Below are 24086 nucleotides of genomic sequence, written 5' to 3'. Positions count from 1 at the left end.
CGCGGACGCTACGTCGGATTGCGAAGTTGCGTCAGATTGCGAAGTATTGGCGTGCGTTTCGATGATCGCACTGGCATCGGCGCTGCCAACGGCACCGGCACTGTCATCGGCACCGGCACCTGCGTCCGCGTCGGCATCAGCATTCCGGACACTCCCGGCGGGCAGGCGAATCCCTTCATCACCAATGATTTCAATCAGTCCGTCCTCGTCAAGCGAGGCGACACACGCATCAAGCTGCGTCTGGTCGGGCCACAACGACGCCACCCGCGCACGCGACAATACCGGGGCATCCGCAGGTAGCGCACGCAACGCAGCCAACACGATGCCGCGCACCTGTCGATTCGTGCCCGCGAACCGCTGACGGGGACGAGTCCGGCGCTGTCCCAGTCCCGGACGGCCCGCCGCAAGAAACGCGCAAACCGACGCAACCGGGCAAGTCTCACAAGCCGGAGATTTCGCCGTGCACACCAGTGCGCCGAGCTCCATCACCGCCTCGTTCCACACGACGCTGGCTGTCTGATCTTCGGGAAGCACGCGCGAAGCCAGATCCCGATCCTTCGCCGTCGTGGACCCGCCCAACGATTCCGCGCCGACGAACAGACGCGACAGGACACGCCGAATATTCGTATCGATGACGGCAATCCGCTCTCCGAACGCGAAACTCATGACCGCACTCGCCGTGTAATCGCCGATTCCGGGCAGCGCGACCAGCTCGTCGTAACTGTGAGGAAGCCGGTTGCCGTATCGCGTGGCGACTTCGCGGGCGCACTCCTGCAAACGCAAAGCGCGACGCGGGTAGCCGAGGCGCCCCCATGCGGTGATGACCTCTGCCGTGGATGCCGCGGCAAGTGCTTCCGGGTCCGGCCAATGGCGCATCCACGCGGTCCAGTAGGGCACGACCCGGCTCATCTGGGTCTGCTGGCTCATGACTTCGCTGACGAGGACGCCCCACGGGGTGGTGCGGCCGAATCGCCATGGCAGGTCGCGGGCGTTCGCGTGCCACCACAAGGTGAGCACGCGCTGGATTTCAGGCGTGTGCCGGATTTGGGGCACGTGGTCTGTGGCGGCAGGCTTCGCGCGGCCGGGTGGCGCGTCTGGCGTATGCTCAATGTCGGGGCGGTTGGTGTTCATCGTGTGCCGTATCTTAGCATTCGACCGGGGCATGTATGATGTGCCGCGCGCGGCTGTCGGTTGAACGGGTTAGGTTGGAGCGTATGACACATGAAGCCAATCCGCAGCAGTCTCAGGACGCCGGCTCGTCGGCGAATCCGGAGGCGAAGGTCGAGTCGATGTTCGAATACGGGTATCGCAAGTCGAATTATGGGCCGGATGAGCTCGTAACCGACGCGCACGGCAATCCGATCAATGTGACGGATGCGATGATGAGTGCTGAGGATGCGGCGAAAGCCGAGACGAGCACGCCGCACCTGTGCTACTACTCGCCGCGTATCCCCGGCAATACGGGGTCGGCGATTCGCCTGTGCGCGGTGACGGGGACGATTCTGCATCTGGTCGAGCCGCTTGGATTCAATCTGCATGATACGAAGTTGCGCCGCGCTGGATTGGATTACCATGACATGGCGCATGTGGTGCTGCATCCGGATTTCGACAATCTGGTTGAATCGATGCCGAATTCCAGGATCATCGCGTTCACTGCGCATGCGACGAAGCTGTACACGGAGGTCGAGTACCGGCCGACGGATATTCTGCTGTTTGGCCCTGAGCCTGGCAATATCCCCGATCCGACGGATATCATGTTCGGCCCGCATGTCGCCGAGCAGGTGCGACTGCCGATGCGTCCGAGCCTGCGAAGCCTGAACCTGACCAACTGCGCGTCCATCGCCATCTACGAAGCCTGGCGCCAACTCAAATTCAAGGGCGGCGCGTAAAATCAAACACCCCCACTGGGGTGTTTGATAGCGCCGCTGAGGGCCGATTGTATCGAGGCCCGAAGCAGAAAAACAGCCGGCGAAGCCGACAAAATCACAAAATAAGCCCGGCGCGTAAGCGAAATGGCCCCGGTGGGCCATTTCGTAGCGCCGCTGAGGGCCGATCTCATCGAGGCCCGAAGCAGAAAAAACGGCGCGAAGCACGCCATAAAAACAACACAAGCCCAGCACGTAATTGCATGAGCTTGACTAATCGTCCCAATCCTCAGTTCGTCATCCGCCGTGTTGACGCTTCGAAGTGGCGTCGCCAGTGCAAGGAGACTGCCCCTGCTTGGGCACTGATGGGAGTCCGAGCGAAATCGCCATGCCAGCTGCTTTCCTCCCGCACAATCCGCGGGAATTTATCGGAATCCACCCTCTCCACGGATAATCTCCCATCGAGAACGTTGGAATCCTGGGGTTCTCGAAAATCGACCAAAAGCCATCTGTGGGAGAAAAGCAACAGAATGACGCATCCGCGCTAAACTCCCACGAGAAACCGGGATGTTATGCATCAGAAGTCGGTTCTTCGAAGCTCTCCCGTCCCGCCCACGATAACCGCCGACCACACCGTCAACGCAACATGTTCCGCAGGCACGCAGCGAAATCCGCCGCTCTCTCGACCTTCTGCCGACGCTAAATGGTGTCTCAGCGTCGGCAGAAGGTTGGGGTCAAGAAGCACCGCGCCCAAACCATCTCCACCAACTAGCTACGCTAAGCACGCCCGAAACGTCACCAAGTTGTATACTCTTACAAACCGGCTACGCCAAGCGGGCCGTGGACATAACCAGTTTGTATACTCACATCAACCGGCTACGCTAACGAACCGCCCAGCGTCATCAGATTGTGGATTGTCACCAACTGGGTTCGTAAACGCCAACCACCGCTACCCGCAACGCAGCAACCACCGTAACCGGTTACGACAGCCAACAACCAACGACCAACGACCAACAACCAACGACCGACAACCAACAACCGACAACCGACAACCGACAACCACCGTAACCGATTGCCAGCCGCCAACTACCAGCTACCAGCAACCAACTATCAACCAGCCGGAATAGCGAACGGGCCGCGTACCGGACAATCCCGGTACGCGGCCCGTCGGGTCACATCCAATACCCTTGATTACTCGAGAATACTTGGGATACCTGATACCCTCTATAGCAGTTCAGTTCTTGAAGCTGTGGATCGGCGCCGGGATTCGCCCGCCGCGCGACACGAATGCCTCGCAGCTGGCGGTGTTGACCGGCATAATCGGCGCGTAGCCCATGAGTCCGCCGAATTCCGCGGATTCGCCGACACCCTTGCCGATGACCGGGATCACACGCACGGCGGTCGTCTTCTGGTTGACCATGCCGATGGCCGCCTCGTCGGCGATCATGCCGGAGATGGTGGACGGCGTGGTATCGCCCGGAATCGCAATCATGTCAAGGCCGACCGAGCACACGCACGTCATCGCCTCGAGCTTTTCGATGCGCAGGCAACCGGACGCCGCCGCATCGATCATGTTCTTGTCCTCGGAAACCGGGATGAACGCGCCGGACAGGCCGCCGACGTACGAGGACGCCATGATGCCGCCCTTCTTAACCTGGTCGTTAAGCATGGCCAGCGCTGCAGTGGTGCCGGGCGCGCCGACCTGCTCAAGCCCGCATTTCTCAAGCACTTCGCCGACAGAGTCACCGGCAGCGGCGGTCGGAGCAAGCGACAAATCGATGATGCCGAACGGGATGCCGAGCCGGCGCGACGCCTCCTGGGCGACCAGCTGGCCGACACGCGTGATCTTGAACGCGGTGCGCTTGATGGTCTCGCACAGGAATTCGAAATCCTTACCCTTGGCCTCGTCAAGCGCGCGGGAGACCACACCCGGGCCCGAAACACCGACATTGATGACCGCGTCGCCTTCGGTGACACCATGGAAGCCGCCCGCCATGAACGGGTTGTCATCCGGCGCGTTGCAGAACACCACAAGCTTGGTGCAGCCGTCGCTGTCGGTCTCGCGGGTGGCGTAGGCGACGTCCTTGACGATGTGACCGAGCAGGTAAACCGCGTTCATGTCAATGCCGGTCTTGGTGGAGCCGACGTTCACCGACGAGCACACGATGTCGGTTTCGCTCAGCGCCTGCGGCAGGGAGCGGATGAGCATCTCCTCGGCAGGCGTCATGGATTTGGAAACAAGTGCGGAGTATCCGCCAATCAAGTCAACGCCGACAGTTTTCGCGGCTTTGTCAAGCGCATGGGCGATGCGCACAAAATCCTCGGAGCTCTTGCAAGCACTGGCTCCGACCAGCGAAATCGGCGTGACGGTGATGCGCTTGTTGACAATCGGAATGCCGTAATCGCGCTCGATGGCCTCGCCTGTGGAAACCAGGTCCTTGGCGTACGTGGTGATCTTGCGGTAGATGTTGTCACACACCTCGTCCACGGTGTCGGCCGCGCAGTCAAGCAGGCTGATGCCCATGGTGATGGTGCGCACGTCGAGCTTCTCCTGCTCGATCATCTTGTTGGTCTCGTGGACCTCCATGATATTCAGCATGGTCGTGTCTGTCCTTTTCGATTCGTTCGGTTGCGTTCTTGTGCGGCGATCCGCGTGATAACTGGACTCAGACGCGATGCATCTTGGTGAAGATCTCTTCGCGCTGGCAGCGGATGCGCACGCCGATTTCCTCGCCGAGCTTGTCGAGGTCGTTGACCATGGTGCCGAATTCGTTGTCGGCGTTGCTGTAATCGACGATCATCATCATGTTGAAGAACCCGTCGATGATGGTCTGCGAGATGTCGAGGACGTTGACATGGTGACCGGAAAGATACGTGCAGACGCGGGCGATAATGCCGACGGTGTCCTGGCCTACGACGGTGATGATTGCCTTGTTCATGGATCTCCCTTGGAAAATCGGTGCGATGGTATCCAGATGGATTCAAGTATAGGGAATGCACACGTCATCGGGCCGGGAATGTCCGTTTCGGGACGATTTGCCTAAGGCGGAAGGATGCCGACTCGCTGTGCAAAATAGCGGACGTCAGGTCAACGACGCCTGAAGCGGGACACATAAAACAACAGACGCCCGAAACGAACTCGGCATTGTTGCCGACGGTCCGTTCCGGGCATCTCGGCCTTGCTGACGTTCCCCGTGTCAGTCGATCTGTATCAGTCGACGCGGTGCGCCGAAGAGGATGCGACCGCGGCGAGCGCCCGAGGCTGGTGGAATCCATGCACTGCAAACGCGTCGGCAATCTTTTGCGCGACTTCACGGCTGCGTCCCTTGTCTACCAGCGCGATGATGGAGCCGCCGAAGCCGCCGCCGGTCATGCGGGCGCCGTACGCGCCGTTGGCCCGCGCGGTGTCCACTGCGACATCGAGCTCCGGCACTGTGACTTGGTAGTCGTCGCGTAGCGAATCGTGGGAGGCGTTGAACAGTTCGCCGGCACGCTTGATATCCCCTGCCGCGAATGCGTCGACGAACTGTCCGACACGGCCGATTTCGGTGATGACGTGACGTACACGCCGGCGCTCCACGTCATCATCGAGCTTGCCGAGAACGTCCGCAAGCGCGGCCTCGGGGTCGTCGGCAGCGTTGACCCGGTCGGCGATCACCCGCAGGTTCTCCACCCCGAGTCCGGCAGCCGCCTGTTCGCAGGTGGCGCGGCGCTGGGCGTATTGCCCGTCGTTGAGCTGATGCGGGGCCTGCGTGTCCACGACCAGCAGTTCGAGCCCATACTTGTCGAGGTCGAATGCCTGCTGGGACACGCTTTCAAGGGCGCTCAGGCCAGGCCGGCAGTCCAGCAGCAGAGCGTGCCCCGGCGTGCATCGCATGGAGGCGTTCTGGTCAAGCCCGCCCGTGGAGGCGCCCGCCATATCGTTTTCCGCGGCGATGGCCGCGTTGATCAGGGTGATGCGTCCCGCATCGCTTGAGCCGAAGCCGAGCCCGTACACGTCATCCAGGGCGAGGGCGGTCGAGCAGGTCATCGCGGCGGAGGAGCTCAGCCCGGAGCCGAGCGGCACGCATGAGGCGAAGGCCGCGTCAAAGCCCTCGACCTGCCCGAATCCGGCTTCACGCAGCGCCCATGCGACACCAACCGGGTAGGCCGCCCACCCGTCGACGCCTCCGGCTGTGAGACCGTCCAAATCGGCTTGTGCGACCTTGTCGGGGCTGACATCGGAAACCACACGCACACTCGTGTCTTCGCGCGGTTTCAGTGCGATATACGTGCGGTGCGGCAACGCGATGGGCAGGCACAGGCCGGCGTTGTAGTCGGTGTGCTCACCGATTAGGTTCACACGGCCCGGAGCGGCCCACACACCTGCCGGCGCCTCACCGTATGCCTGTTCGAACAGCTCTCGGGCTGCGGCGGCGCCTTCCGCGTCGCCCATCGCGTCGATGAACGGGATGCTTCCGGCGGCATCCTGCGTTGCATGCTGCTGGTCTGGTGTTGTCATGATTATTCCTTTCGAATGATGTTGCGCTGATGTGCCGCTGTGCTGTCCACCGGCAGCTGGTCCAGGCCCACCGACGTTCCGCACGCCAATGCCTGGTCAGCCGCCGCACGGCCAGCCGATACATGTTCAGTCGTCGATGTCAATCGGCCCGAGTTCGTGGAAGCGCTTGGCGATGAGTTCCGGCGTCGTGTCGGACACCCATGCCGCCATCCCCGATTCGGAGCCGGCCAAATACTTGATTTTGTTGGCCGCCCTGCGGAAGGAGAAGAACTGGAGGTTGAGCCGGTAGTTCGCGCGGCGGGCATCATGGATCGGCGCCTGATGCCATGCGGCGATGTACGGCAGATCCATGCCCTTGCCGTCGCCCTTGTCGAAGAAGGCGTTGCCACGCTTGAGCAACGTGGAGTACATCTGTGCCAAATCCCAACGCTCCTGGTCGTCAAGCTCGTCGATGGTGAGCACGTCGCGCACTGGGACGACATGCACTTCCAACGGCCAGCGCGCCGCCGCCGGCACGTAGGCTACCCAGCTGTGGTTGCGCATGACGATCCGCTCCCCCGCCTCGATTTCGGCGTTCATGAGGTCGCGCAGCAGGTTGCCGCCGGTACGTTCGTGGTATGCCTCGGTGTGCTGCAGTTCAGTTTCCAGCTTCGGCGCGATGAACGGGTAGCAGTAAACTTGGCCGTGTGGATGGGCGAGCGAGACGCCGATTTCCTGACCGTGGTTCTCGAACGGGAAAATCTGCTCAATACCGTCGATATGCGAGATCTCGGCGGTGCGGAAGGCCCACGCCTCGACAACCGTGCGCAGGCGGCGCACCGGCAAATCGGCGGGCAGACCATGCTCGTTGGGGTCGAAGCAGATAACCTCGCACCTGCCGCCGGCCATTTTCTGCTGCCACAGCGGGTTGCCGTCGACATTCGTCACCGTGTCAGGCACGCCGGGCACGCGCACCATCGAGGGGAAACGGTTTTCGAAGATGACAACGTTGTAATCGGTATCCGGCACTTCGCCGTCCTGATACGGGTCACCCGGCTTGCGCGCGGCGAGCGGGTTGCCCTTCGCAGTGGCCCCCGGACCGGCGGTGATCGGCCGGTTCATGCGCGCAGTGGCCATGGGGATCCAGTCGCCGGTCAGCGGGTCGCGGCGCATCTGCGGTGCAGCGTACGGCACCTCGTTGCCGTCGGCGTCCAGATGAGGCGCGAAACGGTAGGCGAGATGGCGGGGGTCATGCAGTTCGCGGGTCTTCTTGCCGCTGACGTATTCAGGGTCGTCATCGAGATAGAAGAAGTCGCGTCCGTCGGCGAGGGTGGTCGGTGTGATGCGGATGTTGGCGCTCGCGTATGCGCCGGGCTGATAGTACTGCCATGCCGGCGTCTGCTGGGCCGATTGGGATGATTGGGTGGTCATGTCGTCTCCTTTGTTGGACGGTTGAGCTTATGTTGTCTGTTTCTTTCACAACAGAATCGCATGCGTCGCCAAGACTGAATGCGCCGCGTTGCGTCTCTGTCGCGGCGACGGGCTGCGCTGCTCGCCGCCGGGTCTGGTTGTGGTTGTCTGCTACTTGCCGACCGGCCTCGGCGTTCCCGTTGTCCGTCCGGCCTTCGTCTGCCTGCCGCGAGGTTCACGATCCGCAGGAAGGTCATACTCGTCATCGACGGAATCGGGATATCCCGGGCCTCCCGCGGCAGCATGCGCCCCGACATGTTCGGCGACCACGCCGTTCTCGTTCGGGTGTATCCGGCGGGGCGAACGTACTGATTCGTCCGACTCGCCCTGTTTGGCGAGCACGAGTTCCTTGACCAGTTCGCGTGTTTTGGTGACGGAATCAGGGTCGAGCCCGTCATCGGTGATCACAGTGTCGACCTGGTCGAAGTTGGCGAACAGGGACAGCGAGGTGCTGCTCCATTTGGTGTGGTCGGTGAGGATAATCGTCCGGTCGGCAATATCCATCATCGCCATGTCGGTGGCCGCTTCCAATGAGTTCGGCATGAGGAAGCCACGCGGAATGGACACCGAATGCGTGCCGAGGAACACGGTGTTCACGCGCAGGGATTGCACGACCTTGTCCGCAATCGGCCCGACCAGGGAGTTGGAACGGGTGATGACGCCACCGGTGACAATCACCTCGACATCCTTGGATTCGAGCGCCTGGACGAGTTCGGCGACGGGAATTGAGTTGGTGAGGATGGTGATGCCGCTGGACTGCTGGGATTCAAGCAGGTGCTGTGCGAACACGTAGGCGGTGGTGCCGCCGCCGATGGCGATGACGTCGCCCGGGGAGACGTAGTTGACTGCCTCCTGTGCGATGGCGTCCTTGAGGCCGATGTCCATCTGCGATTTTACGGAGAACAGAGGTTCGCTCAGCAGGGTGCTGGTGGTCACTGCGCCGCCGTGGACGCGTTTGAGCAGGCCCTTGTCGGCGAGTTCGGCGATGTCCCTGCGTACGGTCATGGCTGACACGCCGAGCTCTTTGGACAGCGCGGTGATGCGCACCGCACCGCGAGTGCGCAATCTGCTGAGAATCAGATGCTGACGTTGTGACGAAATCATATGAACATTATCGCACACAATTGCGCACACAAGTGACAGCATTGAGCGGATAACGCTCGACAACATCATGAAAACTCACAAAAACGCTAAGTTTTCCGCACCTTCCGTAAGCAAGATGAACATAAACGAACGCATCCTCGTTGTGGTCATCGGCGTGTCGCCCGCAGCGTGTCGCCTGCTGCGCGTCACCCGCCAGTCGGCACCCGCCAGTCGATCCGCTAATCGGCACGACGGCCATGGGCAGAACGTATCCGCGCAATCCCCCACAAGGTGACATTCCGTATCGCCTCAACGACAATCGCCGAATCCATCTTCGACACACCACGGCGACGTTCGGGGAAGACGATCGGCACCTCGAGAATCCTGCCGCCGACTGCCGCGGCGCGCCTAGTCATATCAATTTGGAAGACATAGCCGTTCGCTTCAACGGACCGCAAATCCATATGTCTGAGCAAATCGGCCCGGTACGCGCGAAACCCGGCGGTCATATCGCGCACACCCAACCCCAGCATCCTGCGCGCATACCATGACCCGCCCCTGGAAATCAAATCGCGATACCACGGCCATCCTTCCGTACGCCCGCCCGGCACACGTCTCGAGCCGATTACCAGATCCACGCTACGATCGCAGCGCATCACCTTGAGCATGCGCGCCAAATCCTGTGGGCGGTGCGAACCATCCATATCCATCTCGCATACCACGGCATACCCGCGATCCAACGCCCATGCGAACCCAGCCAGATATGCCGGCCCCAGGCCGCCTTTGCCCCCGCGGTGCAGCACATGGATACGCCCATTGTCTTGTGCCATCTGATCGGCGAGCTCACCCGTGCCGTCCGGGGAGGCGTCATCGACGATCAGCACGTCAACATCCGGATTGTAGGCGAACACACCATCCAGGGTCGTGCGGAGGTTCTCGCGCTCGTTATATGTCGGCATCACCACGCACACGCCGTCCCCCGCCATGCCGGTTCCACTCGCAGATGCTGTCATGACTCCCCTTTCAAGCTGCTTCACGTCGTTTTTTCATCACTTCATGCCACGTCAAACGACTGCAAGCCGTATGTGCCGCCTCAAGCCGTTTGACGCCACTAGCCCCAATTGGACTCTGTGTTCACTGTACCCGCGTTTGTTGCGAACACGCTGACAACAGTGCCACAATATGAGGTATGAGTCACGTTTCCGAACAGCCGTTGCACGACGCCGTCAACAAGGCGACTACCGACCTTTTCACTTTCGGCTACAAGCACATCGTCAAGCCGTTCTTCGTGTTCAACCACACACCTGACGTTGCACACGACCAGATGATTGAATTCTGCCGTGTCACCCGCAATATTCCGCCGCTCATGTGGCTGTTGCGCGAAATGCTCGACTACACCGACCCGATTCTCGAAACCGATGTGATGGGCGTGCATTTCGATAACCCCTTCGGCCTGTCCGCCGGTCTCGACAAGAACTGCGACATGCCGGTGCTGCTCGACAACGCCGGATTCGGCTTTGAAACGGTTGGCTCGACCACCGCACGCCCGTGCGCGGGCAATCCGAAGCCATGGTTCCACCGGCTGCCGGAATACGATTCGATGATCGTCCATGTCGGGCTTGCCAACGACGGCAGCGAACGGGTTATTCCGCGGGCCGAACGCGCATGGGACAAGGCGAAAAGTATGCAAGTGTCCGTGTCCATCGCGCGGACGAACGACAAACTGTGCGGAGACATCGACGAAGGCATCGAAGACTACTGCACGTCGATGCGCCGAGCGGCTGGGCACACGGCGATGATTGAAATCAACATCTCCTGCCCGAACACCTATGTCGGCGAACCGTTCGGAGAGCCGGAAAACCTCGACCGGTTGTTCAGCGCGTTGGACAAGATTGACCGCCCGCAGCCGGTGCTGGTCAAGATGCCGCTGAACAAGACGTGGCCCGAATTCCGCGAGCTGCTTGACGTGCTGGCGGAACACAATGTGCAGGGCGTCAGCATCGCAAACCTGCAGAAGGACCGCAGCGGTATGGAGATACCAGCGATGTGGAAGGGTGGACTGAGCGGTGGGCCGACCTACCGCGCGAGCAACGCGATGATTCGGCAGGCCTACCGCGAGTACGGCGACCGCTTCGCCATCGCGGGCATCGGCGGCGTGTTTACCCCCAAGCAGGCGTACGAGAAGATCCGCGCGGGCTCCAGCCTAGTCATGTTCATCTCCTCGCTCATGTATCGCGGACCACAGCAGATCACGGTGCTCAAGCGCGGACTCGCTGAGCTGTTGCGCCGGGACGGGTTCGAGCACGTCAGCGAGGCAGTCGGCGTCGACGCTTAATCAGGGCTTGATTGGGGCTTGATGACGGTGTTGTGCTGCGCCTTGATTGCGTTTGATTGCGTTTGATTGCGTTTGATTGTGCTTGATTGTGCTTGATTGTGCTGGGGTTCACGTGGCAAGGTTCGCGCGGCGGATGAACTCCACATCAAGCATGTCACCACATACAAAACACGACAGAAAACTGACGGTTCGGCACTGGCGCGCAGCATTTGCCGAGTTGCGTATGTCGGGGCACGCGCAATCCGGCAAATGCCTCGGGAATCAGCCGCCAAGCAAGCCAATCAGACGGTTCGCGTATGTCAGGAGATACACGGATTGACGCCGAACCGCTCAACAACTCATCCAACAACTCACCGACCCATTGCACCGCTGCAATCACCCATCCGCTCTCTTTCTACAAACTGGCTACGCCGGCAAAGGAGTTAGCGTAACCAGTTTGTAGAACGCGCGAAGTCCCCACATTGGTCCCGCAAGAGACGGGATTCATGACTGATTCGATGCCCAACCGTGTGAGTCAATCCTCACACAACGACCCTCAACGCCACCAAGCCAACTATCCCCGACCGTCCAAACCGCCACCGCGCAAACGAATCCTCACACAACGACTCCCCCGGACCGACAAACCAGCCAATCACAGCCCCCAAACCGTCAGTGTGTGAGTAAATCCTCACACAACGACATCTGACGCTGCCAAATCAGCTCTCCCGCGACCGCCCAAACCGCCACTGTGCGAGCCAATCTTCACACAGACGTACTCTCACGCAGATTGGAATCAGCCGATATGCCGACCAGTACCACCAAATGGGCGGCATATCGGCTGATTCCAACCACACCGACCACAAGCAGCACCACTGCCAATATGAGCTTGCCGCGCAGACCACTGGCACCAACACCCCAAGAAAGGCCGGGCAGGAACATGATGAACAACGATACGACGCTGAACACGATATTGACGATTCGATTGGGCAGCAGGTCGAAACGATGATCCTGTGATTCAGTCGCCGCCACACCAGCCGCAGGATTGGAATCGCTATACGGTCCGCTTTGCTGCGGGACTTGCTGTGGAACTTACCGCGACCAAGGTGACCGTTGCATGGGTTGTGGTTGCTGCGATATCGGCGATTGTTGCAAAGGCTGTGATTGCCCGGAAACCGCCGACTGCTGCAGCCAAGGAGATTGTTGCGGGGCCTGAGCATACCTCGGCATCGATGGCGTGGATGTACCCGGGCGGGAGGAAGATTGCGCCGACGGACCCGGCTGTTGCAACACTGATGGCATCGCAGATTGCTGCGAATACGACCCGTACGGAGACGGCGACTGTACATGCCGCCCTTGTGGATACGGCAGCTGACCGGACGAACCGAGTTGCCCCGGTACTTGGCCGCCGGATGGCATCCGTTCATCGTGCGGCATCAGTCCACCGCGGCCAACCGGCGACATCATATTTGGATTGCCCATATTCTTCCTCCATGCGCCGTGACTGTCATCACCGACCAGCCATCACCGACCATCCGACCACCAGTCTCCGTTGTCCTTCTATACATGTCAGCCGATTGTCGGCGGCATCAATGCTCATGAATATACCTCAGTAGCACCAATCACGCATTGTCATTCCCTATACGCGCCACTTATGCACGCGTCCGACACGCCGTCTCAACATACGGGCACCGCTCCGTTTCAGGGAAATCAAGAGCCCGTCCAGCCGATAGACACGAACGCGAACAGATGAAGTGAAACGTTTGACGACGCAGAACATCGCCGTTTTCCAGAATCATTGCTTCGCGTCAGAAGGCAATTCGTTACCGGCGAGACGTGACATTGCGATCCTCGGCACAGGATACGATTTCGACCAATACATTCGCGCGAACACCAACGCGCATGGGGGACAATGTATGCACAATTGTAGGGGGAACTGTCATGACTATCAGTGCACCGCTGTCACTTGGCGGCCCACACGAGCGACCTGTTGCAAGGCCGGATGCCGAGGCTTGGTATTCGTCGTGGAGTGCAAAGAGCATGCAAACACACCGAACCATCGAGGCTTTTCGGACAAACCAAGCGGCCCAAACGGGCATCACGGAACACGCAGTCGGGCGCATCCCTGGCTACTCACCCATCATGCAGCTTGGATCAGGCTCGGAAGCCGACGTGTACCTGTACCGTCAGCATGTCCCGAATCGCCAGGTCGCCATCAAGATCAGCAAGCAGCGGATGGATTCACAGGCGGCGAATCGTTTGCGTTCCGAAGCTGATTTCATGGGACGGATCTGCACGCACCCGCATATTCTGTCCATTTACGGAAGCGGCATCACCGCGACCGGACACGGATACACCGTGTTCGAGTACGCCTCGGGAGGCAATTTCAAGGCCTTCCTTGAACATGACAGACTCACCGCAGACCAGATGCTCACCATCGGTATCGATCTGGCGAGCGCACTGTTCACCGCACATCGTAAAGGCATTATCCACCGCGATATCAAGCCAAGCAACATACTCATCAACGCGCAACATATACCCATGCTCGCTGATTTCGGTATCGCGGGCACCATCTATGGAGGCCCCGGTGTGGGATTCACCGTTGCCTGGGCACCGCCCGAGGTACTGGCCAACGGCGGAGGCGGTAATGAGGCGTCCGATATTTATTCCCTAGGTGCCACACTGCTCGCTATGGTGACTGGGCAATCCCCGTATGAATACGCGTTCGTCGACGAGTTGGGCGATTTCCGCGGGAAGGAACGGGTGGAACGGTTGCAGGCCATCATCTTGGCAAAGCCGTTGCCGGCATTCCACCGTCCGGACATTCCCGCCCCCGTTGAGCGCGTGTTGCACAAGGCGATGAGCCCGGCTCCCGAGGACCGGTATTATTCGGCGCTGGAATTCGCCCGTGCCATGCAACGCGTGCAACTGGAAATGTATGGTCATGCCGAGCGTACGACAATCGAGGGCGAGGCGGATATCCCCACGGACCTCGCCGCGCACGCACGCCTGACCACGACGGCAACGCCGACGACTGCCGAATCGTCCCGCCGCGGCACATCACGGACGAAACCGCTTGTCATCGCATTGGTCGCCCTTGCCGCAATCGTCGCGATTGCGTCGGGATTCCTTTTCCTGATCGCCCCGCATATGGATACAACCTCAGACGACCGCGCCGTGCAGGTCTCGGGCAGCGGCCCCGGTGGCAAGACTTCGGGGCAAGATAACGGGAATGTCCCTGATTCGGGGGTCGTTGCAGGCTCAGTCCCCCAAGTGCGCGGTCTTTCCGGCGCGTACAACGCCGCCGGCACCAAAGCGACGTTCTCGTGGACCAATCCCGATCCCCAGGATGGCGACGCATACGCGTGGTCGCTTGTGGGCGGCACGGGCGAACGTGCGAGTTCGCGAAGCGCGCTGACGTCGTCGACTTCCATTGCCATCGACCCGTCCGGTGAAGCACAGACTTGCATCAAGGTGAGTCTGATCCGCGCGGACAGACGGATGTCCGACACCCCCGCGATGGCATGCGCCATCAGACCGTAATCGCGAGCACAAGAACACAGCACATTTCACGTCCAAGGAAGAGCCAGGATATGAGCAGCAGCAATTTCGTCGAACGTCAACCGTTGCCGCCGCCCAACGAGATGCGGAAGCGTTTCCCTGCCATGACGCGCCGGCTGGTACCGTCCGGCAACCGGCGGTGGATTACCCCGGTCGTCATGCTGGTTCTGTTGCTTGGCATCGTCGCCGGTTGCGTCATTGTCAGTTCGGTGACACAGCCGCACGTGCAGCTTGATGACGGCACGGTATGGGTCACTTCGCTCAAGGACCATAAGGCCGCGCGGTTCAACGTGAAGAACCGGGATGCCGATGCCGGTGTCGCTTCGACGGCAGCACGTTTCGACATAGCCCAGCACGATGGCGACACCGTGATTGCCGAGGGAACAAAAGCGAGCAATATCGCGGCTTCCACAGTAAGCGTACACGGAAACACCAGCATCACCGCCGATATGGAAACCGTAATCGGCGGAAAGACGGCGGCGGTTATCAACACGAAAACGGGGAATGTATGGGTGGGTTCTGCCTCCGATATCGCCTCGGTGAACCCGACAAGCGGCAGTCCGACTATGAAACTCGGTTCCTCAGGTGCGATCGCTGTGACCCATGATGGTGTCGCGTACGGGTATCGCCCGTCCGATCATGCGGTGTTGAGCGTTGACGTCCCGCATGGCTCGCCGAGTAAGGTCGCTCGAATCGAGAACGCCACGGGGGTTGAATCGTTCACGGTCATCGGCGGCACGCCGGTCGTCGCCGGCAATGGTAAGGTGTTCTGGCCGAAAGGAAACGCCGACATTGGCTTGCAAGGTAAGGTGACGCTACAGGCCCCACCCACCGATGGCAAGCAGAGCGGCTGGGTAGCGGCGGCGACCCCGCGCGGCCTCGCCTTGGTCAATCTACATTCCGGTGCTGTCAACACATTGCCGAAAGCGGGCAAGGGCGACGCGGCACGACCGGTGTCGACCGGCGGATGCGTCTTCGCGGCGTGGGCGCAGCGGGCAGAAAACTATGTCGGTGCATGCGATGCAAACGGGAAGGGAGCGACATACTCATCGCTGGAATCCATCGACCCCACCTCGCAACTCGTCTTCCGCACCAACCATCGTCTGGTAGTGCTCAACGACGTAATCAACGGCAATGTGTGGAACCCGCAGGATTCCGCCAAAGTCATCAAAATCCAGTGGAACAAGGTGGAAACCAAGGAATCCAAGCAGCAGGAGCGCAACAACGACAGCGCCAGCAATCAGCGTCATTTCAGCAAGAGCTGCTCCTCCCAGTCAGGGCAGATCAGGGCGCAGGAGGATGCGTTCGGTGCGCGCACCGGATCGCAGCAGATCCTCGACGTGTTGCGTAACGATGAGCAGACCGACTGCTCGGTGCTGCACATCGATTCGGTCAGCGCGCCCGACGGTGCGAATGTCTCGGTCTTCCCCGTATATGACGGACGGTACCTGCAACTTGATGCCTCGGCCGCAGGGGCGGGTGAAGTGACGTTCAGCTATGAGATTTCTGACGGACGCGGCCAGACCGCCAGCGCGAACGTGTCCCTAAACCTCACCGACGGCGAGGACCGGGCCCCGCAGCAGACCGATGTTCCCCCGGAAATCGACGTCGAACAGGGGGCTTCCTACACTGCCAATGCGTTGGAAAGCTTCTCCGACCCCGACGGGGACCCGCTGACCTTGGTTTCGGCGTCGCCGCAGAACACCGATCAGGTGACTGTCTCCACGCGAGCCGACGGCCAACTTGTGTTCAACGCCGGTTCCGTGTCCTCAGGACGCGCGGGCATCGAAGTCACCGTGTCGGACGGGAAGCAGACCGGTACGGGAATGATCTATTTCTCGGTGAAACCGGCGAACACGCTCGCCGCCGTGATTGACCCGGTGGCTAGGCAGACCACGCCCGGTACCCGCACCACCATCGCGCTCAAGCAGTATGTGCATGGCACAAGCGCGGAGCCCGCCCAACTGACCTCGGTGGAATCCGTGCCCGGTGTATCCGCCACCATGAACGCGGCGGATATGTCGATTGCGTTCAGCGCGTCAAGCCCGGGCACCTACTATGTGCCGTACATCATCGCCCAAGGCACCATCCCGGCGACCGGTCTCGTTCGGGTGGAGGTGCAGGCCGTGACCGGCGATGCCGCCAAGCCGGTTGCAGCGAACGATATGGCTCTACTGGGCGCGGATAACATCGCAATCGTCGAGCCGCTGACCAACGATGTCGACCCGTTGGGCGGCGTCCTGTCAGTAACCAGCGTCGCCGCGGACACGCACAGCGGCATCAAAACCGGTATTGTGGGCAACAAGCGAATCTACATCACCGCCCGCCAAGTGCCGACCGAACCGGTGCAATTGGCATACACCGTGGCCAACGCAGCCGGATCTTCGACCGGCATAATCATCCTGCAACCGCCCGCATTGACCAGATCGAACTCCGTGCCGAAAGCCGAGAACGTCACAGCGCAGGTGAGGACCGGCGGCATCGTGTCCGTAAACGTGCTCGACCATGTGACTTACTCGGACGGGATCACAGTGAAACTGCAAGACAACCTGCAGGTCGACAAGGCCACGTTCAAGGGCCTGGTGTTCGTCTCCGGGAACACCGTACGTTATCAGGCCACGGGAGAGCCCGGGTCCTACCCCGTCACATACACGGTCAAAGATAATCTGGGCAACACAGCCTCCGCCACCATCACCATTGATGTGCACCGCAAGGATGCCGCCGACAAAGCTGCTCCAACCCCCTCGGATGTGGAAGCCCAAGTGGCAGCAGGCAGGAAAGTCCAGATTCCAATCGCACTAACCGGTATCGACCCTGACGGTGACGACGTGCAACTGCTCGGATTGGGCAATAAGGCGCCAAAACTCGGCCGCATCACCGAAGTGGGCGCCACATACCTGGTGTATGAGGCGTACGCCGATTCGTCAGGCACCGACACCTTCTCCTACGCCGTGGAGGATTGGACCGGACAGCGGGCGACCGCGCAAATCCACGTGGGTGTCTTCTCCTCCGGCTCCGATTCCGGCGTGTACGCGCGCGATGACGAAATCACCCTGCGCCCGAATACGGCGACGACCGTACCAGTAGCCCAGAACGACATCTGCGGCGATAACACGGACCTCACGGTCGCCGAACACGTCGAATCGCAAGGCATCAACGGCATCACCGTCATCGACGGTATGCTCACTTTCACCACGCCGAAACAGGCAGGCACCTATTACGTGGCGTATACGGTCAAGAACAAGGCCGGCCTGTCCGACACCGCGACCCTGACGGTGAACGTCGACGCGAACGCCCCCATCGATCCTCCGACCGCTTACGATTACCGCGTTCCCGCAGCCGCCACAATCGACAAGAAATCCGTGGACGTGGATGTCTCGCAGTGGATCGCCAATCCCTCGGGAACCGCCGACGAGCTGACCGTGGGCGTCGACCCCTCCGTCGCAGATCATGCTCATGTCAAAGGTGACAAGGATTCCACCACCATCACCGTGGAGCTGACCGACGAGACGCGTGCGGTCCCGTACACCGTGACAAACACGACGTACAGCATCACATCCACCGCGTTCATCCAAGTGCCGGCGTACGGCGTCTTCCCGCCCACCCTGCGTCCGAAAGCCCCCACGTTGAAAGTCAACGCACGTGAGACCATCACCATCGACATCGCCGATTATGTTCGTGTGGGCGCAGGCAAAACCGCCTACGTGGACGGCGCGGATTCGGTGAGCGCCACAAAAGCCGCGGACGACAACCAGTACGTCAACGAACAAACGCTACGGTTCACCGCGCCCTGCGACTATGCCGGTCCAGCTTCCATCACCTTCACCGCAACGGACGGCAAACGCGGCAAGAACGACAACGTGAAAATCGTCAATTCCGCGGTGCTCACCCTGCCGATCACCGTGATCGGACGTGACGTGCCCGCACCGACCTTCTCCTCTTCCACAATCGATGTGGTGGCCGGCGAAAGCGCTTCAACCATCGACTTGAAAGCGCTGACCCATTCGGCATCCGGATTATACGATGACGAGAAGCAATACACGTATTCCGGTGGGGCGAGCACCAACGGTGTCACCGCCAAGGTGAGTTCGACCGGCAAACTGACCGTGTCCGCGGACAAAACCGTCACAGCCGGCACCACCGTCAATGTGCCGATTGCAATCGCCTATGCGAAAGGCACAGTCAACGCCGGCCTGACGGTGCGCGTCACCTCATCCACCAGACCGTTGGCGCGTCTGGGCGACAAGGCGATAACCATCAAAACCGGATCCGTCAGGCAGGTGCATATGCTGTCCGACGCTTTCAACCCGTTCCCGGACACCCCTTTGACCGTAACCGGCTGCGTTTCAGACAAGAACGCGAAGTTCACCGTAGATTGTTCGCCCGACGGCGTGGTTTCCATCAAGGCGGCCTTAGACATCGGCGCAAGCACGAACAGGGTGATTGTCACCGTGCGCGACGCCACCCAAGTCAAGGACCGCGAAGCGACCGGGACCATCAACGTTTCCGTGACGGACAAGCCCGATGCGCCGCTCCTGTCCGCGGTTTCGGGCAAACCGCAGGATGGCAGAGTCGATTTGAGTTGGACGGCCGGATCGGCCAACGGCAGCCCAATCACCGAATATCGGGTCATCTGGGGTGGCGAGGGTTCCGGCCAGAAATCCTGCGGCGCGGCAACCTCATGTACGGTGGACGGCCTGAGAAACGGCAGAACCTACACGTTCAAGGTGCAGGCGAAGAACGAGGTCGGCTGGTCGAAGGAATCCAACGCCGTGGAAAGCACACCCGACAAACTGCCGGACGCGCCGACAGATGTGACGGCCGAAGCGGGTGAATACACTGTCACGGTCACGTGGAAAGCCCCGAACGGCGATTTCTCCGCGATTGACAAGTACCGGGTGACGCTGAGCGGCACGAACGCACCCGCCCCCGTTGAAACGACCGGCACCAGCGTCACCTTCGCCATCGAAAATAACACGATTGTCGACGGCGCATCCTACAAGGCTACCGTGCAATCGCACAACAACGTGAACTGGAGCCAGCCTTCCAAGCAGTCCGGCGATGCGAAGCCCTGGGGCAAGCCGGACGCCCCGGCCGTCACATTGACCAATGATGACACGCGCGGAACCGTCACCGTCGAATCGGTCGGCAATACACGCAACGCGGGATGCAAGTCCATTGAACTGTCTGGAGACGTCACCATGACGATGTCCTGCTCCGGATCGGAATCCTTCGATATCCCGGAGCGTAATCTCAACACAAAGGAATACGTCGTCGAAGCGATTGTCATCGGCAAGAAGGCGACGCGAAGCGGCCGCGCCAAGGTGACTTTCACCCCGCGGTACACCGTGGAGAAGCCGGAACGCGTCTCCGTTTCCGGCGACAACGGCATCTGCACGGTCACATGGAAGATGCAGGGGCACGCCGACGGGCACACCGTACACGCAAACGGGTTCGATCCCTATGAGGCAGGGGCGTCCGAACGGTCGCACGATTTCATGATGGCCCCATGGCAGTCCTGCACTTCGGCCAGCGTGATGCAGCGGTTCAAGGGCGTGACAAGCAAACCGACCGAAGGCAGCGCCTCCCCTGTCTATGTGAACAAGCAGAAAGCAGGCATCCAGGCACCACAATTGCGCTGGAGCAGCACCGATACGGACACCATCGACATCACCGGCGGAACCGTGAACATGTACGGGCAGTCAGGCAAAACCATGATCACCTTCACAGCAGAAGGCAAGTCGTACGATGTCCCGTGGACACCCTCCGATCGCACGCTCAATGTCAACAACATACTCCCGACGGGAGCCGACTATGTCTGGAAGGCGCGCGTGGTCGGCGACGACCCGGCATTGAGCAATGAGACCGGTGGTGAGCGCCTGAAAGATGCCAACAGATACCAGCCGCCCGCGCAGCCGGACCCGACACCGAGCCCGAGCACGAGTCCCATCGCAAACCCCAGCAAGAACCCGAGCACAACTCTCGGCGTAACGCCCAGCACAAGTCGGAATGTCCGATCGAACAGGACGAGCAAGGCACTCGCAGGCACGGTTACCGTGAACACGGCGAGACGGGAATCGGCCCCTGTCTCCCCCCATGACACTGTTCCAGCATCGACAGCAGATCCAAGCCCTGGGACTCAGGGCATGGCGTACGCCGTCGACCAAGGAGCAACGCATCCCGACCATGATCACCCAACAGCAAGGAGCAATCATCCCATGAGCGACGAATTCGACGATGAAACCCGACTGGGCTCCATCGGCCATACACCGCGCATTCCCGGCCACCCGGAGGTGCCACAGCCGTTCCATTCGCAAACCGGACAACAACCGGTCCAGCCGGTGATTCCGGCTCCGACGCCGGTTTCTTCAGCGACCACAGCCGCACCCCCGGTCGCGGCACCGGTATCCGCTGCGGCAACGGCTCCAAGCCAAGGACATCCACCGGCGCATCCAGATGACGATATGGAAGGTACGCTGCTGAGCACTCGCGGCACTCTGCCGTTGACGACACCACCGGCCGCGATACAAACGACCCCGGCACCATCACAAGGCCAACCCACGGGGATCGTTCCCACACCGAATCAGCAGTCCCCGCACACTCCGATGACTCCACAGACATCGCACACCACGCAAGCCATATCCTCTCCTGCGCGACCCACTCAACCTGTCCGACCCGCTCAACCTGCGCAACCACTACAGGAACGGCATGGTCAACAGGGACGGGCAGCCCAGTCGCACGCCCCATCATCTCTGCTTCCTGCCCCGTCTGCGGACATCGCCGAATTCCACAGCATGTTCTCCAAACTCGTTGACAACGTCTCCCACGTCGTGGTCGGCAAGGAAACACCGATCCGCCAATGCGCCGCCGCCATGGTGGTCGGCGGGCACATCCTGCTCGAAGACAACCCGGGAACCGGAAAAACCCAGCTAGCCCGCGGCCTGGCCAACTCCATTGATATGCAGTTCAAGCGCATCCAGTTCACACCGGACCTGCTGCCGTCCGACGTGGTCGGCGTCACCTATTACGACCAGAAAACCGGCGAATTCGAATACCGAGAGGGCCCCATCTTCGCTTCCATCGTGCTCGCCGACGAAATCAACCGCGCCTCCCCGAAAACACAGTCGGCACTGCTCGAAGTCATGGAGGAACAGAGCGTCACCGTCAACGGCGTCACCCATCCGGCACCCCAGCCGTTCATGGTCATCGCCACCCAGAACCCGATCGAACAGCTCGGCACATATAAACTGCCCGAAGCACAGATGGATCGTTTCCTCATCAAAACGACCGTCGGCCACCCCAGTCATGACGTCAGCGTGGACATTCTCAGGCAAATCAACGTCACTGACCGAGCCGCCACCGTACACCCGGTGCTTTCCGGGGAGGATGTACTGCGTATGCGTGGCATCAGCGAGCATGTGCGTCTCGATGATTCAATCCTTGAATACATCGTGCGGCTGGTCGAAGCCACCCGCCACAACGAGCGCATCCGAGTCGGGTCCTCCATGCGAGGCGCACTGGCACTCACCCGGTGTGCGCGCGTCTGGGCAGCCGCCGACAATCGCGGATACGTGGTGCCCGACGATGTGAAGCATCTCGCGGTTGCGGTTCTCGCCCACCGCATCACCCTGACCGCTGAATCTACATTCGCCGGATCAACCCCTGAACAGCTGATTGGGCAGATTCTAGAAGACGTCCCCGTGCCAACCCTTGGTGCCAACGTGTGAACCATATCGAACCGGTAAACCACCCTCATCGAAAGGTCAAGGAATGCAGCAATCGCACACCATGTGGTGCAGAACAGCCACGGTACGCACCCTGCGACGCATCCGGCACCGGGCCAAACGGCTGCTCACCTCGTATATCTCCGTTCCCGGGTGGACCGTCATCGCCCTGGCCATCATCTCGGCGACGGCATTCCTTATGCTCGGATGGCACGAACTGCTCGCCGTGGCAGTGGCGTTCACAGCCATGATGATATGTGCGGTTGTGCTGTCACTCGGCAACACCACCTTCAACGCCGCCATCGATGTGTCCCGCCGCCGGGTCACTGTATCGGACAAGGTGGCCGTCAACGTATGCGTCGACAATCCCGGCCGCACACCCACCGCTTCGGCGCGAGGCGACCTGCCCATCGGCGACGACCACGAGCGCTTCACCATCCCCATGCTCGCCGCAGGCCAGTCACACATGACAACCGTGGAATTCACCGCAGTATCACGGGATATCCTGCCCATCGGCCCCCTGTCCATCTGCAGAAGCGACCCATTCGGCTTAGTGCGCCGTGAGAGGCGACTCACCGAGCAGATCACCGTGTTCATCCATCCGCGCACAGTCGCGCTGAATACGCTCAGCGCAGGCGTCCCCCGCGACCTCGAAGGCCAGCCAAGCAACGAAATCGTGGACGATGACCTGGATTTCCACGGCCTGCGCGAATATGCCCCAGGCGACGACGTGCGCAACATCCACTGGCTGAGCTCTGCGAAAACCGGAACACTGATGATCCGCCAATACGAAGCCACCCGACGCACCAACACCTCGCTGACCATCAGCGTGAATCCCCATGATTATGCGCACTCGCAGGAGTTTGAACTTGCGGTGTCAGTCCACGCATCCATCGGCGTGCAGTGCCTGCAACAGGACCGGCCGGTGACCGCCCACGCCGGCATCAACCACACAACACCCCGCAATCCCACGGAATTCCTGGATGATTGCAGCGGCATCGATCCCGATATCGATGACAACCCCAATCTCGCGCAGGACACGCTTGCACGCGCCCGGGACGCATCGTTCTATTTCTTCACGGTTGGAAGCCTCAAATCCATTGACATCATCAAACGCATGGCGCTGACGCTCCCCCACAGCGCGACCTGTGTAGTCCTGCAAACCGCACCAGGCCAGCCACGCGCCATCAAGCACTACCCCGATTTCATCCTGGCAACCATAGGAAACCTCGACGACCTCCCGATCATCATGGGAGCACTGGTATGAACCCCACGAACCCCGTCCATACCATGAACACCGGCGATGTCACCAGCGTCACGGACCCGACCGGCACCGCCGCATCGACTGTCACATCCACGGCGACGACGACAGCCACCGGCACATGGATGGACTCTATGCGCTCGGCAATCTGGATAACGCGCCCAGGACAACCCGCCCCCATCGCCGGCACATGGCACAGCGCGGCACCCTACACAAGCCTGCTTATCGCCGCGCTGCTCACCCTCGTCGCATCCAGCAATCTGATTGATGTCTACGGATCCGCACTGTCATGAGCCACGGCAGCAATCCCCGCAACCATCATCGGCTCGCT

At 60.7% G+C, this 24086-nt stretch carries 12 protein-coding genes and 3 pseudogenes; 7 read left to right on the top strand and 8 right to left on the bottom strand.

All coding sequences use genetic code 11. The annotated features are described in order from the left end of the window. Positions 1 to 159 precede the first annotated feature (159 nt). A pseudogene (locus ACZ41G_RS01765) lies at positions 160 to 1053 on the bottom strand (HhH-GPD family protein); the annotation flags it as partial. Between the two features lie 161 nt (positions 1054 to 1214). Between ACZ41G_RS01765 and ACZ41G_RS01760 the strand changes: the two are divergent. After that, positions 1215 to 1889: a tRNA (cytidine(34)-2'-O)-methyltransferase gene (locus ACZ41G_RS01760; protein WP_081932183.1), complete on the top strand. Its 675-nt coding sequence runs from the start codon at positions 1215 to 1217 to the stop codon at positions 1887 to 1889. Between the two features lie 1210 nt (positions 1890 to 3099). Here ACZ41G_RS01760 and ACZ41G_RS01755 read toward each other — a convergent pair. The 6 genes and pseudogenes from ACZ41G_RS01755 to ACZ41G_RS01730 all read right to left on the bottom strand — a co-directional run bounded on the left by ACZ41G_RS01755 (position 3100) and on the right by ACZ41G_RS01730 (position 9911). Beyond that, a complete protein-coding gene (locus ACZ41G_RS01755; RefSeq protein WP_033507421.1) occupies positions 3100 to 4464 on the bottom strand; it encodes a PFL family protein in 1365 nt (454 codons plus the stop codon). A gap of 67 nt (positions 4465 to 4531) precedes the next feature. Then, positions 4532 to 4804: an ACT domain-containing protein gene (locus ACZ41G_RS01750; protein WP_015449974.1), complete on the bottom strand. Its 273-nt coding sequence runs from the start codon at positions 4802 to 4804 to the stop codon at positions 4532 to 4534. Between the two features lie 272 nt (positions 4805 to 5076). Beyond that, positions 5077 to 6300: a galactokinase gene (galK, locus tag ACZ41G_RS01745; protein WP_464146173.1), complete on the bottom strand. Its 1224-nt coding sequence runs from the start codon at positions 6298 to 6300 to the stop codon at positions 5077 to 5079. A gap of 192 nt (positions 6301 to 6492) precedes the next feature. Then, positions 6493 to 7776 (bottom strand): galactose-1-phosphate uridylyltransferase, encoded by a 1284-nt coding sequence (galT, locus tag ACZ41G_RS01740; RefSeq protein ID WP_441481547.1) that lies wholly within the window; start codon positions 7774 to 7776, stop codon positions 6493 to 6495. Positions 7777 to 8127: 351 nt separating this feature from the next. Next, positions 8128 to 8919: pseudogene (locus ACZ41G_RS01735) on the bottom strand (DeoR/GlpR family DNA-binding transcription regulator); the annotation flags it as partial. Between the two features lie 218 nt (positions 8920 to 9137). Beyond that, the gene (locus ACZ41G_RS01730; protein ID WP_464145585.1) at positions 9138 to 9911 is read right to left on the bottom strand and encodes a polyprenol monophosphomannose synthase; all 774 of its coding nucleotides are present in this window, start codon (positions 9909 to 9911) and stop codon (positions 9138 to 9140) included. 176 nt (positions 9912 to 10087) lie between these two features. Between ACZ41G_RS01730 and ACZ41G_RS01725 the strand changes: the two genes are divergently transcribed. Beyond that, on the top strand, positions 10088 to 11233 hold the full coding sequence (locus ACZ41G_RS01725) for a quinone-dependent dihydroorotate dehydrogenase (RefSeq protein WP_464145583.1): 1146 nt from the start codon (positions 10088 to 10090) through the stop codon (positions 11231 to 11233). Between the two features lie 741 nt (positions 11234 to 11974). Here the strand turns inward: ACZ41G_RS01725 and ACZ41G_RS01720 are convergent. Further along, the gene (locus tag ACZ41G_RS01720) at positions 11975 to 12241 is read right to left on the bottom strand and encodes a hypothetical protein (protein ID WP_464145581.1); all 267 of its coding nucleotides are present in this window, start codon (positions 12239 to 12241) and stop codon (positions 11975 to 11977) included. Positions 12242 to 13351: 1110 nt separating this feature from the next. Here ACZ41G_RS01720 and ACZ41G_RS01715 point away from each other — a divergent pair. The 5 genes and pseudogenes from ACZ41G_RS01715 to ACZ41G_RS01695 all read left to right on the top strand — a co-directional run bounded on the left by ACZ41G_RS01715 (position 13352) and on the right by ACZ41G_RS01695 (position 24048). Beyond that, on the top strand, positions 13352 to 14752 hold the full coding sequence (locus tag ACZ41G_RS01715; RefSeq protein WP_464145579.1) for a serine/threonine-protein kinase: 1401 nt from the start codon (positions 13352 to 13354) through the stop codon (positions 14750 to 14752). Continuing rightward, positions 14734 to 19761, top strand: a pseudogene (locus tag ACZ41G_RS01710) (Ig-like domain-containing protein); the annotation flags it as partial. The gene ACZ41G_RS01715 and the pseudogene ACZ41G_RS01710, both read left to right, overlap by 19 nt. A gap of 1473 nt (positions 19762 to 21234) precedes the next feature. Continuing rightward, entirely contained in the window at positions 21235 to 22497 is a 1263-nt protein-coding gene (locus ACZ41G_RS01705; RefSeq protein WP_464146171.1) for an AAA family ATPase, read from the top strand. Positions 22498 to 22540: 43 nt separating this feature from the next. Further along, entirely contained in the window at positions 22541 to 23761 is a 1221-nt protein-coding gene (locus ACZ41G_RS01700) for a DUF58 domain-containing protein (protein ID WP_464145577.1), read from the top strand. After that, the gene (locus ACZ41G_RS01695) at positions 23758 to 24048 is read left to right on the top strand and encodes a hypothetical protein (protein WP_464145575.1); all 291 of its coding nucleotides are present in this window, start codon (positions 23758 to 23760) and stop codon (positions 24046 to 24048) included. The genes ACZ41G_RS01700 and ACZ41G_RS01695 overlap by 4 nt, the downstream gene beginning before the upstream one ends. The last annotated feature ends 38 nt before the right edge of the window (positions 24049 to 24086 follow it).

Source organism: Bifidobacterium porcinum (assembly GCF_055378475.1).
This window is presented reverse-complemented; position numbering and strand designations above follow the sequence as displayed.